The organism is Phycisphaerae bacterium, from assembly GCA_012729815.1.
Taxonomy (GTDB): domain Bacteria; phylum Planctomycetota; class Phycisphaerae; order JAAYCJ01; family JAAYCJ01; genus JAAYCJ01.
The window spans coordinates 1-13,769 of record JAAYCJ010000008.1 but is presented as its reverse complement, the minus strand read 5'-3'; the positions used below and the strand labels follow the sequence as shown (position 1 = coordinate 13,769).

At 62.1% G+C, this 13,769-nt stretch carries 9 protein-coding genes; 5 read left to right on the top strand and 4 right to left on the bottom strand.

Features of this window, described 5'->3' with window-relative positions; all coding sequences use genetic code 11:
* The first annotated feature begins 148 nt into the window (after positions 1–148).
* The 4 genes from GXY33_00580 (at position 149) to GXY33_00565 (ending at position 6,049) form a co-directional block, all read left to right on the top strand.
* Complete coding sequence (locus tag GXY33_00580) at positions 149–1,756, top strand: hypothetical protein (protein NLX03617.1); 1,608 nt, start codon at positions 149–151, stop codon at positions 1,754–1,756.
* A gap of 33 nt (positions 1,757–1,789) precedes the next feature.
* Positions 1,790–2,797: a hypothetical protein gene (locus GXY33_00575; protein ID NLX03616.1), complete on the top strand. Its 1,008-nt coding sequence runs from the start codon at positions 1,790–1,792 to the stop codon at positions 2,795–2,797.
* A 542-nt stretch (positions 2,798–3,339) separates the two neighbouring features.
* On the top strand, positions 3,340–5,649 hold the full coding sequence (locus tag GXY33_00570; protein ID NLX03615.1) for a hypothetical protein: 2,310 nt from the start codon (positions 3,340–3,342) through the stop codon (positions 5,647–5,649).
* 196 nt (positions 5,650–5,845) lie between these two features.
* Positions 5,846–6,049 carry a hypothetical protein gene (locus GXY33_00565; protein ID NLX03614.1) on the top strand — a complete coding sequence of 68 codons (204 nt, stop codon included), beginning with the start codon at positions 5,846–5,848 and terminating at the stop codon, positions 6,047–6,049.
* Positions 6,050–6,125: 76 nt separating this feature from the next.
* Here the strand turns inward: GXY33_00565 and GXY33_00560 are convergent, their stop codons facing one another.
* Together GXY33_00560 and GXY33_00555 are read right to left on the bottom strand one after the other, a co-directional pair.
* Positions 6,126–7,196: a serine/threonine-protein phosphatase gene (locus tag GXY33_00560; GenBank protein ID NLX03613.1), complete on the bottom strand. Its 1,071-nt coding sequence runs from the start codon at positions 7,194–7,196 to the stop codon at positions 6,126–6,128.
* A gap of 264 nt (positions 7,197–7,460) precedes the next feature.
* Complete coding sequence (locus GXY33_00555; protein NLX03612.1) at positions 7,461–8,759, bottom strand: hypothetical protein; 1,299 nt, start codon at positions 8,757–8,759, stop codon at positions 7,461–7,463.
* Between the two features lie 265 nt (positions 8,760–9,024).
* Here GXY33_00555 and GXY33_00550 point away from each other — a divergent pair, with 265 nt between their 5' ends.
* Positions 9,025–10,662: a GDP-mannose dehydrogenase gene (locus GXY33_00550; protein ID NLX03611.1), complete on the top strand. Its 1,638-nt coding sequence runs from the start codon at positions 9,025–9,027 to the stop codon at positions 10,660–10,662.
* A gap of 55 nt (positions 10,663–10,717) precedes the next feature.
* Here GXY33_00550 and GXY33_00545 read toward each other — a convergent pair whose 3' ends face one another.
* Together GXY33_00545 and GXY33_00540 are read right to left on the bottom strand one after the other, a co-directional pair.
* Entirely contained in the window at positions 10,718–13,330 is a 2,613-nt protein-coding gene (locus GXY33_00545; GenBank protein NLX03610.1) for a family 78 glycoside hydrolase catalytic domain, read from the bottom strand.
* Between the two features lie 185 nt (positions 13,331–13,515).
* Positions 13,516–13,769, bottom strand: a 254-nt coding sequence (locus GXY33_00540) for a hypothetical protein (GenBank protein ID NLX03609.1), incomplete at its 5' end; no start/stop codon positions are given.

Below are 13,769 nucleotides of genomic sequence, written 5' to 3'. Positions count from 1 at the left end.
GGATATGGACGCGGTGTCGGTGCATCCGTATCGATGGGATCGCTGGAATGAAACGCCGGAAACGCTCGACGGCGACATTGACAAGTTGTTCGGCATTATCGATCGGCATAACAAGACGGGTCGCATGATTCCGGTATGGAGTACGGAGGTGTCGTGGCCGTCGATTCCGGAGTGGTCGATTACGCCGGAGACGCAGGCGGAGTATCTGGTTCGATGTTACGCGGTGCTGTGGTCGAAGGGCGTGCCGAGGAATTACTGGTATAAACTGATTTGCGACGTGGATGACGGGATCGAGAGCCAGTTCGGCATCGTCCGGCACTGGGATGACCCGCGAGGAAGATTGACACCGAAGCCGGCATATGCGGCGCTGGCGGTGATGGCGCGACAATTGACCGGCTGGGCGTCTGCCGGGCGCGACGACACGCCGCCGAGCGTGTGGAGTCTGCGGTTTACGAAGGGCGACGACGAGCAGCGCTTAATGTGGGCGTTACAGCCGACGCGCGTGACGATCAGCGCGGATCGGCCGATTGCGATTACCGATATGATGGGAAACAGGCAGGCGGTGCAGGGCGAGGAAGGCGATATCGCATTGACGCTCAACGGCGCGCCGATCTATGTCGCCGGGCCGATTCGATCGATTCGGCCTGAGGCGAGATTCGGCATAGGCACGCCGCAGAGAATCGCCGTGGGCGATCCGATCGTTTTGACGTGTCGCACCGAGGCGGGCGTGCATGGCGTACTGGAAATCGAAGGAGCGACGTTTGCGATCAGTGGGCGGGCGGAAGCGAAAGCGATCGATCTGGGCAAGGCTGCGACCGCGGGCAGTCGAACGATCGTCTATCGATTGAAGAAGGGAGACGGCGTCATCGGCTACGGCAGCGTGACGGTTCAGGTGATGGACGGCGTGGAGCTCAAGTCGGCGCAGATCAGGAAGGATGGGCGGCTTGATGCGGTGATTGCAAATCACAGCGTCGATCGCGATGTGACGCTGAAATCTGTGAAGTGGACGATCGGCGAGCAGACAGGCGAGGCGGCGATTCGCAAGACGATCAAGGCGGCATCGAGTCGGCCGGTGACGACGGCGATTCCGGTGTTGGACTTGTACCGCATTCTTCCGGCGACGCTGAGTTTTGAGTTTTCAGCGGGCGCTCCGATCGTATTGGCCCGCAGCGTGAGTTACAGCCCAATCGTCAAATGGGTGGGTTCGGCATGTGAGGGGACGCATTATATCGATCTGGATAAGTTTTCAACGAAGAAGATCAAGGATTACGACGGCCCAGCGGATATATCAGGGCGGGTGTGGCTGGGCTGGGACGCGAAGCAGTTTTACGTGACGGCGAGAATCGAGGACGATCGATTTCATCAGGCGCATCCGAAAGAGCCGATATGGCAAGGCGACAGCATTCAATTCGGCGTGGCGTCGGATACGGACACGCGATATGAATTCGGCGTGGCATTGACCGAACGGGGCGTGTATGCGGAATGCCCGGCGTATCCGCCGGCGACGAATCCGGACAGCGTTGTAGCCGGGGCGAGATTCAGCGCCACACGCGAGGGGGCGACGGTGGTCTATCGCTGCGTGATTCCGTGGTCGCAGATTCCGCCGATCCGTCCGACGAATGGGACGATGCTGTTTTCGTTCCTGGTGAACGATAACGACGGGGGCGGGCGCAAAGGGTGGCTCGAGTGGGGCGGCGGCATCGGCGACAGCAAATCGGTGGATCGCTATCAGACGTGCACATTCGTCGGCAAGTAGACATGGCGGTTGGGACTATCATCAGGAGCGATCATGTCGGCAGGATCATCAGGGATGCGGGCGGCGTGGCTGGCCGAAGGGACGTATGGCGTTATGGTCCACTATCTGGTTTCGCCGGACGGTCGGACGGCGACCGAGCGAACGCGGAATCTCAATCGGATCATCGACGGTTTCGATGTGGACGGCTTTATCGGCGAGTTCCTGGCCACGGGGGCGGACTGGCTGATTTTCACCATTGGGCAGAACACCGGGTACTATAACAGTCCCAACGCCTTTCTGGACCCGCGGCTGCCGGGGCGGACTCCACAGCGGGATCTGGTGCGTCAGATTGCCGGTCGATTGGCCGAGCGGCAGAAGAAGCTCATCGTCTATATTCCGGGTGACATGGCCTGCAAGGATCCGGATATTCGCGCCGTGTTCGGATGGGATGAGTCCGACCATCGGGAGTTCCTCGATCGGTATCCGCGGTTCGTACGGGAGTATTCGCTGCAATACGGCCCGCTCGTTCACGGCTGGTGGTTCGATGGGTGTTACGAATGGATTCACAAGGGAGAATGGGACTGGAGTCTGTGGCTTGCGGCCGCGCGGGCGGGCAATCCCGACTCGATCACAGCGTTTAACGATGGGGCCTTTTGCCTCGGCCGCATCAAACCGTTGACCCCGCTCGAGGAGTACCATGCGGGCGAGGTCCATGTGCTCGAGAATGGAGCGATCCGGACGGACTTTCTGGACGTTGGAAGTGTAGCGATCGTTGACGGGAAGCTTCGCACGCCGGGGCGTGCTCCGGAGCTTTACATGCCCGAGTCGCAGTTCGTCGACGGTGTGCAGTGGCACGCCCTGGTTCCGATCGACAGCACGTTCAACCCGGCTGTGCCGGAGGAGTTTTGCCGGTACGGCGACGAAGAGCTCTTTGGTTTTGTCTCGGCATGCAAAGGCGTCAAAGGGGCCGTTACGCTCAATGTGCCGATCGAGAGGAACGGGCGCATTCCCCCGGGATCGCTCGCTCAACTCCACCGGCTGGGCCATATCATTTGCGGGTGAAGGTTCGGAATGTCCCAAGCGACGCTTGCCTTGTTGTTTCATCATTCTCGCCCAGGTCGGCAGGACGTGACTTTGGCGATTCCATAGGTTACGGGGCATCGCGCGACGCGCCACTCCAAGAGCAAGCAATCGCCGTCGCGTTCCTGAGCGGCCCTTCGTGGAGAGTCTCAAGGGGATCCTATTCGATTCTACCGCGAGGACAAGCCCTGCGGGATGGGATTATATTTTGGCGTGAAGGTTTGGGTCCCCGCCTGCGCGGGGATGACAGGGGGAGGCGGGGATGACAGGGGGGGCGGGGATGGGTGTTTTGGGGTGGGGCAACCACGAGGGCTGCCCGTACGGATTGTGGGTCAGTCAAATCGTTCATGTTTTCAGTAAGGATACCTATTCACACGCCAGGGACAATACGTACGATACATGGAGGGTACCGTTGTTGGTCGTCTTTCCGCTGCCACAGGAGCGGATGGGGCACACGGCGGACGTATGCCCGGCGGCGTGGCTGGGCGTGGGTATGGAATTTGGCAGGCACAAAGGAATCGCGTATGGCGTCTGCGGAACCGCAGGAGAAGATGACGTTTGTGGCGAACGCGGAGTGGAAAGTGGTGGACACGTCCGACGTTCAGGTGAAGGCGGGCAGCGCGTTGGACTTGAGCGCGACGACGGCTGTGCCGTTGGTGGCGGGGCCGTCCGGCGGGAGCGAGCGGTTGAAGCGGTTGCCGCGGCTCGTCATTGGCCCGCGTGGAAAACTGGTGGCCGAAGGCCGGCCCGAGACGCCGGTCCGCTTGAAGGGGTTCATCTTTCACGTGGTGGATGATGAGGCGATGAGCGCCTGCACGTTCAGTTGGTTTGGCGAGGGGGCCGATTGGAAAGCGAAGGTGGACCGTTTTGTCGAGATATCCAGAAATCAGGGGTACAATCTGTTTCGGATATTCGATATCGACCTGATGTCGCTGCACAGAAGCCTGGATGTCAGTCCGGAGCTGCTCGATAAGGTGGATTACCTGATCGCCCGGATGGGCCAAGAAGGGGTTTACCTGCATCTGACCTTGCTGGGGTATGGGCTGTTTCAGGAGGTCCATCCTCCGATGAAGTATAATCCCGCGGTTCAGAGCCGGGAATGCGACTGGAAGGCGCGGATGTATCTGGGGGATCCGGAACTGCGCCGGATCTGGCTTTATGCGGCGGAGACGCTGATGAACCACGTCAATCCCTACACGGGATTGGCGTGGAAGGACGATCCGGCCATTGCCTGCGTCGAGCCGTATAACGAACAGGAGTCGGGATTTCTGGCGCGGTTCATCTCGTCCGAGGAGATCAAAGAGGCGATGAACCGGCGGTTCGGCGAGTGGCTGGAGGCGAAGTACGAGACGCCGGAGGCGTTGGCCACGGCGTGGGGCGACGCCGGCATTACCTCGTTCGACCAGGTGGCGACGCCGGCGGGGAACATTGCGTTCGTACCGCCGTCCTTCAACTGGACGGGAATTGGATCGAGTTCGAGCGACCGGGACTTTACACTCTTCGTGACGGAACTGGCCCGCGAGAACCTCGCCTGGTACACGACGAATCTCAAGCGCATCCGCTACGATGGACTGGTCGCCCATTACAGCCTGTCGCAGTGGTGGGGAGATCATGCGGCACGGTACGAATACTCCACGATGGCGATCCGGAATCAGTTTTTTGCATTTCCCTGGCCGAATTGGCAAGGCGGCTATGGCGCAAACTGCCCGCAACACAGCTCGGTGGGTACGCTCGTGCCTCATTTGCGTGGCATGATCGGTTCGAAATTCGCGGATCGGCCATTCTGTATGACCGAATACAATCACTGCTTCTGGAACCGGTATCAGCGCGAGCTGGGGATCGTCCACGGCGCCTATGCCGCGTTTCAGGGATTCGATGCGATGGTGTATGCGTCCACGCCCGTGGTGTTCGAGGCCAAACGTCTCGGTTCGTTCATGCCCGGAGGGTCGCCGGTCACCCGGCCCAGCGAGTTCCTGTTCACGTGCCTGTTTGTGCGCGGTGACGTGAAGGCGGCCGACCATCGGGTTGAGCTTCAGGTGCCGACGTCGGTGCTGGGCGAGTTCAAGCAGGCCTCGAAACAGCAGACCAAGCTCGGGTTGATCAGCGGTTTTGCCATTTCGTTTCCTGAGTTGCAGCCGCCGAAGGAAGTCGTTCAGCCGGTCGAACCGGACATGATTCTGACTCCCGCAGGCAGCGTGAGAATCCGCCAGGGCGGCCAATGGACCGACGCCGACGAGGTCGTCGACGGCGAGCAGGCCGGCGTTTCGCTCGATGCTCTGGTCGGCCGGATGAAGCGCAGCGGGCTTCTTGCGGAGTCGAACGTCAGCGAGCCGTCGAAGGGCGTATTTGAGAGCGATACGGGCCAGATCACGATGCGAGCCGAGGAGAATCTCCTGAAGGTGGTTACGCCTTTGAGCGAGGCGGTGACGTTGGAGGCCGGCCGAAGCGAGGCGGTCGGGCGGCTGGAGGTGATCGGCAGCGATACGGCGGCCATGGTGGGCGTTTGCGCCATGGACGGGAAGGATCTGTCGGACAGCCGACGGATGGTTTTGCTCTATACGACCGAGGCCGTCAATACCGGCATGGCGGTGACGCCGGATCGCGCGATGATGTTCGACTACGGTGAGTTGCCGGTGTTGATGAAGGTGGGGCGTCTGGACGCGACACTGCGGAACGCCCACGGGAAGGACATGGCCCTTTACGCGCTGGCCCTTAATGGGGAGCGTCGGGAACGGTTGGCGCTGGCGTGGGAAGATGGCCGGCTCCAGATCCATCTGGACACCGCGAGTCTGAAGCACGGCCCCACTCCGTTCTTCGAGCTTGCCGCGGACTGAGCCTGGCGGTGTGACGGGGCCTTTCGTGCGCTTCGCGTCACGTCGTGTTGTGGCGAGAAGATACTGTTTTGCGGAGGAGAAGGGACGAAGTGAGCATGACGTCGGCGGAATTGCTATACTGATGTGTCGAGCATCAGGCCAATGGCGGTCGTTGGCATGGTCGCTTTCTGAACTGCACTGATGGAAGGGATCAGGAATGGCTGAGGAGCATCCCAAGGATCACGCAGGCTGCAAGAGCGATGAACACACGACTCACCTGTGCTACTTCGTGTCGTACGGCTATCACGTGGACAGTCCGCAGGACTACAAGGCGCTGGTGAAGGATCCTCGGTTCGTGTGTCGTGTCTGTGGGCGCACGGCTCACTGCAGGGAGAGTCTTTGTCTGCCGGAGGAGCTGTAGCCGGGCGCGCGACAGCCGACGCGCATCATTCCTTCGCCGCTTTGTCGTAGCCCGGATTGAACCGGACGTCGTCGGATCATTGTTTCCAGCGGAATCCGAGCATTTTCATCATCGAGCGTGCGGCCCGACCGAGGGTCAACCGCGGCGGCGACTCGCCATTGTGGTGCAGGACGACGGTCGTCTGGTCATCCTCGGGCGGCCGACCGCCGCGCCACCGGTCAACCGCGTGGATGAGTTCCTGGCCGATGAGCTGAGCCGTCCGCGGCGGATCGACCGACGGCGTCGATCCATTGGCGTCGGCGGGTTCAGGTTGTTGCAAGCGCGCCGCGGCTGAGGCGAGCTTCCACGTTCCTCGTGCGGTGGCGTCAGCAGCATTGCCCGCTTGCGGCACCCACTCGATGGTGCGGCGGGCCAGTTTCAGCAGCCCGCGACTTGTGAGCATCTGTCCGGCGGGATTCCTGGCCTCGATCATCGCGTCGGTATAGAGGACGACCACGTCGCCCGTGGCCAGTTTGGCTGCGAACTGCCGGTAGGGGGTCGGTTCGATCATGCCGAGGGGGAGATTGGCGACCCGCGAGAGTCGGTAGCGGGCGCGTTCGGCGCGGATGGATGGTCCGGCGTCAGCCGCTGCGCGGTTCAGGTAGCGCCAGCGGCCGGCGGCGTGACTGTACCACAGGGGCGGCGGGTGTCCGGCGTTGCAGACGATCAGGTGATGGGTTGGGGCGAAGTAGGTGACCAGCAAGACGGTGGCGAACTTGCTGTCGCCGACCTGTTCGGCGAAATGCTTGTTGATCGCGCGGGCAAAACGCGTCTGATCCAGCAGGTTGATGTAGCGGCTCACCAGGTTCCGCAGCCGCTGGGCGAATTCGTCGAGATCGGGGCCGTGCCCCGAGATGTCGGCGACGATGAATCGCGTGACCCGTCCCGAGCCGCACATGGAGACGTAGTGCAGATCGCCGCCGCGTGTTCCGGCGTGGGGCCGGCTGTCGATCCACACGTTCATTCCGGGCGTGGCGAGGGCGTGGCGCACCACCTGGTTGCCGCCGAGGATCTCCAGGCATTGCAGCGAATGCGTGGCCTCGGGCGTGGGCGTCGACGGTTCGGGCGAAGGGTTCGCCGGGTGAGCGGATGAGGACTCCGGTTCCATTGGTGTTGCCTTTCCCAGGATCGGCACGGCGTTGACCCGCCTGGCGAGCGATGGCCGGGCGGCATCGGTATCGGTATCCTGGAGTTCCTGTTTGCGGTGTGGCCTACGACCACCGCGATTCTGGTACGGAGTATTCTACCAGGCTCACGGGGCCCTTGATAGTGCACGTGGCGTTTCGCTGGCAGGGGACGGGAACAGAGGATCAAGGGGAATTCCCAGTTCCAATTCCGAGATTAATCAGTTTTCGGCATTGGCTGATGCATATCAATAGGTGAACAGTTCGTGGTGGACCTGGTCGGTCGGGACGTATCGCTGGTGGAGTTCGCGTTCCAGCTTGACGGTCATGGCGGGCGGTCCGCAGATGAAGAATTCGCAGCGGGCGAGTTCGGGCCCGAGGTATTTTTCGAGGAGGTCGGCGGTGATGTAGCCCTTTTCGCCCGGGTAGTCGGGTTCGTCACTGATCACGTGGACCACCTGGACATGCCCGGCCTGTTCGAGTTCTTCGCGGTAGGCGATGTCTCGGCTGTCGGTGTTGCCGTAGAAGAGGAAATGCTGGCGGTCGGAGTGCGGGTTGAGCTGTCGGTGGAGTCGGCGGAAGGGGGTGATGCCGATTCCGCCGGCGATCATGACGATGGGGCGATGGGTCGTCAGGGCCTCCCAGGTGAAGACTCCGTAGGGGCCGTCGAGGAGTACCCGTTCTCCCGGCTCGATGTCCTGGTGTCGGCTGCTGGTCTCTCCGAGGGCCTTGATCGTCACGGCGAGCTCTCCGGTGTCGGGGTCGTAGTGCGAGACGGTGTAGGGCCGGGCGCCAGCGAGGGATTGGCGGCGAAGGAACACGAACTGGCCGATCCTGGGCGTCATTTTGGCGGCGAGGGGCCGCATGGTGATTTCGGTGGTCTGATCGGCCACGGGAACGGTCCGGATCACGCGGTGGGGGTGGGCGGCCCACCCGAACCGGAAGAGCAGCCGGGAGAGGTAGAAGACGGAGACGAGGACGATCAGCACCCGCCAGAGGACTCCCATGCCCGTGCCGGCGATGGTCATGCCGATGGCGTACCCGTGGACGAGGACGGCCGGCATGATCGCGTAGCTCAGCAGGTGGGAGCGGTACCAGGTGTGGGCGTCCATCCGGGACCGCAGGAAGAGGCTGGTGACGACGATGAACGCCACCAGCAGCAGGGCGAAGACGCCGAGGGCGACGTAGGCGGCGAACGCGGCGCCGGCCTCGAAGGAGAAGACGTTGAGGCCGAACCTGCGGGCGTAGTAGATCGTGATGAAGATCGGGTGCAGCAGGATCAGGGGAATGGCGCAGGCGCCCAGGGCCTTGTGCAGGTCGATCAGCCACAGCAGGTCGGGTACGAGCCAGCCGACGGCGCCCCGGAATCCCAGCAGGAACTGCCAGACCAGGAGCATGGCGCCGACCAGCGATCCGATCTTGGCGAGGATCTTGATGGCCTGCAGGCCCGCCGTCGGCTCGTCATAGGGGATGAACCAGACGGGCAGCAAGGTGGTGGCGGCGATGGCGATCAGGAGGGTGATTTTCTCCGCCTTGAGCTTTGTCATCGCGTGTGTCCCCCTCTCGGCTTGGACGGTCCCGCGGGCGATCAGGGCATGAGCGATGCCCGGCACTCCTATGCCGGTAGATCATACGCCTGTCACGAAGCGAACGCAAAGGGTATGCTTGCGCGGCGCAGTTTCGAGTGGGTGCGGTCGGATTCTGGGGGCTGGAGGTGGGGGCGGTGGGATGATGTTGTTGACAATGCGTGGGCGGTTTTTTAGGATGTCGGTTCCTTTTGGAGGTAGGGCAATCTATTTCGAGGAGGCCGTCATGGCGCAGGAATCTGTCAGTCCTTCGGGTCAGGGGTATGTCGTTCCGCAGCAGGGGGAGTACGCGGCGGAGTTCGAGCGGCTCAAGAAGCTGGCGGATCAGGCGCGGGCGGACGGTCAGGAAGTGGTGGTGGTGATGGGGTTGGGGTTCGTGGGGGCGGTGATGGCGGCGATCGTGGCGGACACGGTGGACAAGAAGACGGGCAAGCCGAGCAAGTTCGTGATCGGCTGTCAGCGGCCGAGCGTGCGGAGCTACTGGAAGATTCCGCTGCTGAATCAGGGGGAGTCGCCGGTGAAGGCGGAGGACCCGGAGGTGGATCCGATGATCGCGCGGTGCGTGCGGGAGAAGAAGACGCTGGTGGCGACGTACAACAGCGACTGCCTGAAGCTGGCGGACTGCGTGGTGGTGGACGTGCAGTGCGATTATTCGAAGCGGGATCTGGGGAATCTGCGGACGGGGGAGGCGGAGATCGCGGCGTTGGAGGCGACGATGCGGACGATCGGGCGGAAGGTGCCGGCGGGGTGCCTGGTGCTGATCGAGACGACGGTGCCGCCGGGGACGACGGAGTTCATCGCGTTTCCGATCATGAAGAAGGCGTTCACGGCGCGAGGGATCAAGACGGACCCGCTGCTGTCGCACAGTTTTGAGCGGGTGATGCCGGGCCGGGAGTACGTGAGTTCGATTCGGGATTTCTGGCGGGTGTGTTCGGGAGTCAATCCGGAGGCGCGTGGCCGGGTGGTCAAGTTTTTGACCGAGGTGCTGAACACGGAGAAGTTCCCGCTGACGGTGATGGACCGTCCGATCGAGTCGGAGACGACGAAGATCGTGGAGAATTCGTATCGGGCGACGATTCTGGCGTTTTTGAACGAGTGGAGCCTGTTCGCGGAGCGGAACGGGGTGGACCTGATCAAGGTGATCGACGCGATTCGGATGCGGCCGACGCATTCGAACATGATTTTTCCTGGACCGGGGATCGGCGGGTACTGCCTGCCGAAGGACGGCGGTCTGGGTCAGTGGGCGTACAAGCATATTCTGGGGTTCGAGGACGATATCTTCAAGATCACGCCGATGGCGATCGACATCAACGACACGCGCGGGCTGCACGCGGCGGAGTTGACGCGTGACGCGCTGCGGAACATGGGCAAGTACATCGCGGGGGCGTCGGTGCTGCTGTGCGGGGCGAGCTACCGTCAGGACGTAGGCGACACGCGGTACAGCGGATCGGAGCTGGTGGTGCGGAAGCTGACGGAGATGGGCGCGGACATGCGGGTGCACGATCCGTACGTGGACCACTGGTACGAGCTGGAGAGTCAGGATACGTATCCGGCGCCGGGCCATTCGTGGAAGCGGTTTTTCCGGAACCAGGAGGAGTTGGTCAACCTGCGGGTGCAGAAGGACGTGTCGGCGGCATTGAAGGGGGCGGAGGCGTTGATCCTGGCAGTTCGGCACAGTCCGTATCTGGAGTTGAGTCCGGACGACGTGGTCAAGTGGGCGGGGGCGCCGCTGGCGGTGATCGATTGTTTCGGGGTTTTAACGGACCAGAAGATTCGGCGATATTTCGAGCTCGGCTGCGAAGTCAAGGCGCTTGGCCGCGGGCATATTCAGCGGATCAAGGAAGAGGTTCGGGCGAAGAAGTAGGCTGCGCCGCCGGAGGCGGCGAGGGCGGCAGGACGGAGAAGGAATTGCCACGCGGCTATCGGTCAGGGTCGGCGGTCTGCATTTGGAGTTCGTAGTCACCCGCGGGCACTTCGAATTGGTCCGGGAGCCGATCGGGCAGGTTGGCTGAGTGCTTCACGACGGTGCGGTAGGGCGGAACGACTGTGGCGGCGGTATTGCAGGGCACGGAGAAGTTCCACGTCAGGCGGTTTCCTCGTTTTTTCCATGCCGAGGCGATCGTGCCGTGAGCTGAGCGGTAGCTTACGCTCGCGTGGGTCAATCGGTGTCCGGGCTGAGGGGCCAGGATGAAGCGTTTGAAGCCGGCGTTGGCGAAGGACGAGTAGTCCGGGCGGATACCGCCGATGGTCTGATAGAACCACTCGGCGACGGCGCCGTAGGCGTAGTGGTTGAAGGAGTTCATACTGACGTCGCCGAAGCCGTCCTTGTGCGTGTAGCTGTTCCAACGCTCCCACATGGTGGTGGCGCCCTGGGTGATGGGGTAGAGCCAGCCGGGATAGGTAGTTTGCAGCAGCAGATCGTAGGCCAGATCGGTCTGGCCGTAACGGCTCAGGACGGGCAGGAGCAGCGGCGTTCCGAGAAATCCGGTGGTCAGGTGCGTATCGTGCTTTCTGATGCCGGCGACGAGAGCTTTGACGACGCGGGCGGTTGACGGTTCGGGCAGGAGGTCGAAGTGGAGCGACAGGAGCAGGGCGGTCTGGCTGCGTTCTTTGGGCATTCCGCGGGCGTCGAGGAATTCGGTTTGGAAGGCGTTTTGTATTCGAGCGGCCAGGGCGTCGAGCGTTCGCGACTCGTTGTGCCTGTTGAGGATGGCGGCGATTCGGGAGAGTAGTTTAGCCATGCCGCAGAGATAGGCCGTCGAGATGAACTCGTTTCCGGTGGGATCGTCGAGGTTCAGCCAGTCGCCATGGATGGCATTGCCGGTGATGAGCCGGTCATCGGTTATCTGGCTGTCGAGGTACTTTTTCATCTGGTCGAAGTACGTGGACATCAGGCGGAGGTCGGCGTACTTCCAGAACATGATCCACGGGCAGATGAGGGCGGCGTCGCTCCAGCCGGTACACGATTTGTAGCCGTCGAAGGGCGATGGAGCGATGTAAGGATAGGCGCCGTCGGGTTGCTGGCAGGAATTCAGGTCGGCGATCCACTTGGTATAGAACGCGGAACCGTCGAAGTTGTAGGTGGCGGTGTCCATGAAGACCTGGGCGTCACCCGTCCAGCCGAAGCGTTCGTCCCGCTGGGGGCAGTCGGTCGGCACGTCGAGGAAGTTGCCTCGCTGGCCCCAGATGACGTTGGAGTAGAGCTGGTTGAGCAGGGGGTGGGAGGAGGAGAATTCTCCGGTGCGTTCCAGATCGGAGGAGAGGACGACGGCTGAGATGTGGGATTTGCGCAAGGCTCCGGGCCAGCCATTGATTTCGAGGTAGCGGAAGCCGAAGAAGGTGAAATGGGGTTCGTAGATTTCCTCGTTGCGGGTTCCGCAGCTATAGACCGTGGTGGCGAGGGCTGTGCGGAGGTTTTCGAGATAGAGGGCGCCGTCGGGATTGAGCATTTCGCCGTGCTTGATGACGATGGTGGCGCCTTGTCTGGCGTCGGTGAGGCGGATTTTTTCGCGGCCGGTGAGATTTTGTCCGAAGTCCACGAGATAGGCTCCGGAGGCCTGTTTGGCAATTGTGACGGGTTTGAGTTCCATTATCCGTCGCACTCTGGCTCCGCTGTGCCAGACGATCGGGGTGGAATTGGAGAATTCCTTGCAGGGCACGGCGGAGTCGCGGCAGCCGTTCGGCAGCATCCAGGACGTGTCGCGCCAGGCTTCGTAGATTTCGCCGTCGTAGATGTCGCTGGCCCGAATGGCGCCGTCCCGGTTGATGTATTGGAACCGCCGGTCGGAGACGATGGTTTGAGTCGATCCATCGGCGAGGGTCAGGTGCAGTTCGCACCTGAGCATGTTGGTATCGCCGTAGGTGGGGTTGTTGTTCCGCCAGTGCCGGGCGATTCGTCCGTTGTACCAGCCTTCGCCCAGGTGGAGGGCGAGGGTGTTGTCTCCGCGTTGCAGCCGTTCGGTCACGTCGTAGGCCTGGTACTGCACCCTTTTGAAATAGTCGGTCCAGCCGGGAGTGAAGCAGTCGTGGGAGACCGGCTTGCCGTTGAGGTACGCTTCGTAGAGGCCCAGGGCGGTGACGTAGAGGCGTGCCCTGGCCACCGGCGAGCGGAGGGAGAAGTCGCGGAGGATGCGTTGGACGGGCATTCTGAATCCTACGCCGGTTCGCCAGCCGATCCACTTGCCGGTCCAGGGCCGATCCATGAAGCCGGTTTCGAAGGAGGCTTCTTCCGAGTTCCAGTCGCCTTCGCAGCCGTTGGTGTCGCGGACTTTGACGCGCCAGAGGTAGCGGGTGAATGATCGCAGCGGCTGTCCCTGGTAGGGGATTTGGATTGAGGCCTCGTCGGACACCCAGCCGGAGTTCCAGACGGTTGCGCCGGAGTCGTTTCGGACTTCAATGCATCTTTCGGCTTGGAGGGTGCAGTGGTCGAGCAGGTATGAGAAACGAGGGGTGGGTTCGTCGATGCCAAGGGGGTTTTCGAGGTATTCGGTCCGCAGGTGGGAGGCGAGGGGTTTAGAGGAATGCTCGTTCATCTTGGCTGCCTGGGCTGCTTGACGATTTGGAGTATGGTGTTTTCGCATTTCCGCTCGAGTTTTTGCTGTCGCCGTATCAAGAGGAACACCATTCTACCTTCCGGCGTGTCGTTTCCAAGGGTAAGTCGCCTTCGGCGGGTGAGGACCGCGTTCTTTTACGTTCGCGGCTCTCTTCGGAGGCAGAGCTATGCCGTGCGGTCGAGGATGGTCTGGGCGAGTTGGCGGTAGGAGTGGTGGTTGGCGAGGTAGTTTCGGGCGGCGAGGGATTTGGGCTGCAGGGTGTTGGTTTCGCGCAGGGCTTTGCGGATGGTCTGGGCGGGGTCCTGTTGGTGCAGTTCGACGGTTGCCCCGCGCAGGGCTTCGACGGCTGTGAGTTTGTCGTTGGGCAGGCGTTTGAGGGCGACGGGCCGTGCGGCGCAGAGGGCGTTCAGGACGTGGG

Bases quoted from the DNA above. Each gene is read 5' to 3' on its own strand.
- GXY33_00570 (NLX03615.1), top strand. From the start codon at position 3,340: ATGGCGTCTGCGGAACCGCAGGAGAAGATGACGTTTGTGGCGAACGCG.
- GXY33_00575 (NLX03616.1), top strand. From the start codon at position 1,790: ATGTCGGCAGGATCATCAGGGATGCGGGCGGCGTGGCTGGCCGAAGGG.
- GXY33_00560 (NLX03613.1), bottom strand. From the start codon at position 7,196: ATGGAACCGGAGTCCTCATCCGCTCACCCGGCGAACCCTTCGCCCGAA.
- GXY33_00545 (NLX03610.1), bottom strand. From the start codon at position 13,330: ATGAACGAGCATTCCTCTAAACCCCTCGCCTCCCACCTGCGGACCGAA.
- GXY33_00555 (NLX03612.1), bottom strand. From the start codon at position 8,759: ATGACAAAGCTCAAGGCGGAGAAAATCACCCTCCTGATCGCCATCGCC.
- GXY33_00565 (NLX03614.1), top strand. From the start codon at position 5,846: ATGGCTGAGGAGCATCCCAAGGATCACGCAGGCTGCAAGAGCGATGAA.
- GXY33_00550 (NLX03611.1), top strand. From the start codon at position 9,025: ATGGCGCAGGAATCTGTCAGTCCTTCGGGTCAGGGGTATGTCGTTCCG.